Origin of the sequence: Dietzia sp. DQ12-76 (genome assembly GCF_014145045.1) — a bacterium.
Taxonomy (GTDB): Bacteria; Actinomycetota; Actinomycetes; order Mycobacteriales; family Mycobacteriaceae; genus Dietzia.
The window spans coordinates 1-2,273 of record NZ_JAALDV010000128.1 but is presented as its reverse complement, the minus strand read 5'-3'; the positions used below and the strand labels follow the sequence as shown (position 1 = coordinate 2,273).

Annotated in this window: 3 protein-coding genes; all 3 read right to left on the bottom strand. The window is 67.5% G+C overall.

The window, feature by feature from the left end; genetic code table 11:
- Positions 1–75: 75 nt before the first annotated feature.
- Entirely contained in the window at positions 76–798 is a 723-nt protein-coding gene (rplA, locus tag G6019_RS05640; RefSeq protein WP_182612321.1) for a 50S ribosomal protein L1, read from the bottom strand.
- A 91-nt stretch (positions 799–889) separates the two neighbouring features.
- Entirely contained in the window at positions 890–1,324 is a 435-nt protein-coding gene (gene rplK, locus G6019_RS05635) for a 50S ribosomal protein L11 (protein WP_017838122.1), read from the bottom strand.
- Between the two features lie 200 nt (positions 1,325–1,524).
- The coding region (gene nusG / locus G6019_RS05630; RefSeq protein ID WP_241725893.1) for a transcription termination/antitermination protein NusG at positions 1,525–2,273 on the bottom strand (749 nt) is incomplete at its 5' end.

Below are 2,273 nucleotides of genomic sequence, written 5' to 3'. Positions count from 1 at the left end.
GGCGGCCGCCGCCTCGAAATGCCGCGGGCCCCGCGCCGGAATCCGGTCACGGGGCCCTGCGGGCGCGAGATCAACTCACTGGGAGTCGGCGCCCGCCTCGAGGAGCTTGGAGATCGCCGAGGGATCGACCGGGATACCGGGACCGGTCGTGGTGGAGACGGTGATCTTCTGCAGGTAGCGGCCCTTGGACGAGGACGGCTTGAGGCGCAGGACCTCGTCGATCGCGGCCTGGTAGTTCTCCGTGAGCTGCTCGGTGGAGAACGATGCCTTACCCACGATGAAGTGCAGGTTGTTGGCCTTGTCGGTGCGGAAGGTGACCTTGCCGCCCTTGATGTCGCTGACGGCCTTGGTCACGTCCATGGTGACCGTGCCCGTCTTGGGGTTGGGCATGAGGCCACGCGGGCCCAGCACGCGGGCCACACGGCCGACCTTGGCCATCTGGTCCGGGGTGGCGATCGCCGCGTCGAAGTCCAGCCAGCCGCCCTGGATCCGCTCGATGAGGTCGTCGGAGCCCACGACGTCAGCACCGGCGGCCTCGGCCTCGGTGGCCTTCTCGCCCGCGGCGAAGACGATGACGCGGGCGGTCTTACCGGTGCCGTTCGGAAGATTGACGGTGCCACGGACCATCTGGTCCGCCTTGCGGGAGTCGACGCCAAGTCGCATGGCGACCTCGACGGTGGCGTCCATCTTCGTCGAGGAGGTGTCCTTGGCCAGGGCCAGGGCATCCAGAGGCGAGTACAGCTTGGTGCGGTCGACCTTCGCAGCTGCGGCCTTGTAGGCCTTGCTGTTCTTGCTCATGAGATTTCCATTCCTGTCGCATGGTTACCGCGACGGTCGGGTGTGGTGCGGGCCTGAGCTGCCCTCCCACGGTGATGTGTGGTGGTGGAGGTCAGGCCTCGACCGTGATGCCCATGGAGCGGGCGGTGCCGGCGATGATCTTCGCGGCCTGGTCGACGTCGTTGGCGTTGAGGTCTTCCATCTTGGTCTGGGCGATCTCGCGGATCTGGTCCATGGAGACCTTGCCGACCTTCGCGGAGTGCGGCGTGCCCGACCCCTTCTGCAGGCCCGCGGCCTTGAGCAGGAGCTTGGCGGCCGGCGGCGTCTTGAGCTTGAAGTCGAACGAACGGTCTTCGTAGACCGTGATCTCGACCGGCACGACGTTTCCGCGCTGGTTCTCGGTGGCGGCGTTGTAGGCCTTGCAGAACTCCATGATGTTCACACCATGGGCACCCAGAGCGGGGCCGACGGGCGGTGCCGGGTTGGCTGCGCCGGCGTTGATCTGGAGCTTGATCAGCCCTGAGACCTTCTTCTTCTTGGGAGGCATCGTCTTCCTCAGTCTTCCTGATTCTTCGACTGGATCTCGGCTCCACGCTGTACACGTGGGAGGCCGACTGTCGTGTGCGCGCACGCGCAACCTTGGGGATTCTACGCGCGGGATCGGGTTGATCCCTAATCGCGGCCGTAACGACGCGACCCGCCACGCGCGGTGTGCACGAGGCGGGGGCGTCCGGGTGACCGGGAGCGTCAGTCGATCTTCTCGACCTGGGAGAATCCCAGCTCCACCGGGGTCTCGCGACCGAAGATGGAGACGAGCACCTTGAGCTTCTGCGAGGTCGGATCGACCTCCGAGATGCTGGCGGGAAGGGTGGCGAACGGGCCGTCCATGACGGTGACCGATTCGCCGACCGTGAACTCCACCTCGACGGCCTGCGGGACCAGGCCACCCTCGGCCTCGCCGCCGGGGGCGGCGGCCTTCTTCTCCGGCTTGGGGGCCAGGAACTTGGCCACGTCGCTCAGGGAGAGCGGGGTGGGCGCTCCGGCCGCGCCCCCGGTCGCACTGACGAATCCGGTGACCCCGGGGGTGTTGCGGACGACGCCCCACGACTCGTCGTCCAGGTCCATGCGGACCAGCACGTACCCGGGCAGGACCTTACGGTTGGCGACCTTCTTCTGGCCGTTCTTGACCTCGGTGTACTCCTCGATCGGGACCTCGACCTGGTAGATCTTGTCCTCGGCCCCGAGGGTGACCGCACGCGTCTCGAGGTTGGCCTTGACCTTGTTCTCGTAGCCCGCGTACGAGTGGATGACGAACCAGTCGCCGGGGAGCTTGCGGAGCTGACGTTTGAAGGCGATGACGGGGTCGATCGCGGGCGCCGCCGCCTCGGTGGGGGCATCGGCCTCGTCGGACCCGGCGGCGTCCTCGGACTCGGTGGCGTCGTCGGTCTCGTCGGTGGCCGCGACGGCGTCGATGGCGTCGGCGACGGCGTCCGCGG

Bases quoted from the DNA above. Each gene is read 5' to 3' on its own strand.
- rplA (WP_182612321.1), bottom strand. From the start codon at position 798: ATGAGCAAGAACAGCAAGGCCTACAAGGCCGCAGCTGCGAAGGTCGAC.
- rplK (WP_017838122.1), bottom strand. From the start codon at position 1,324: ATGCCTCCCAAGAAGAAGAAGGTCTCAGGGCTGATCAAGCTCCAGATC.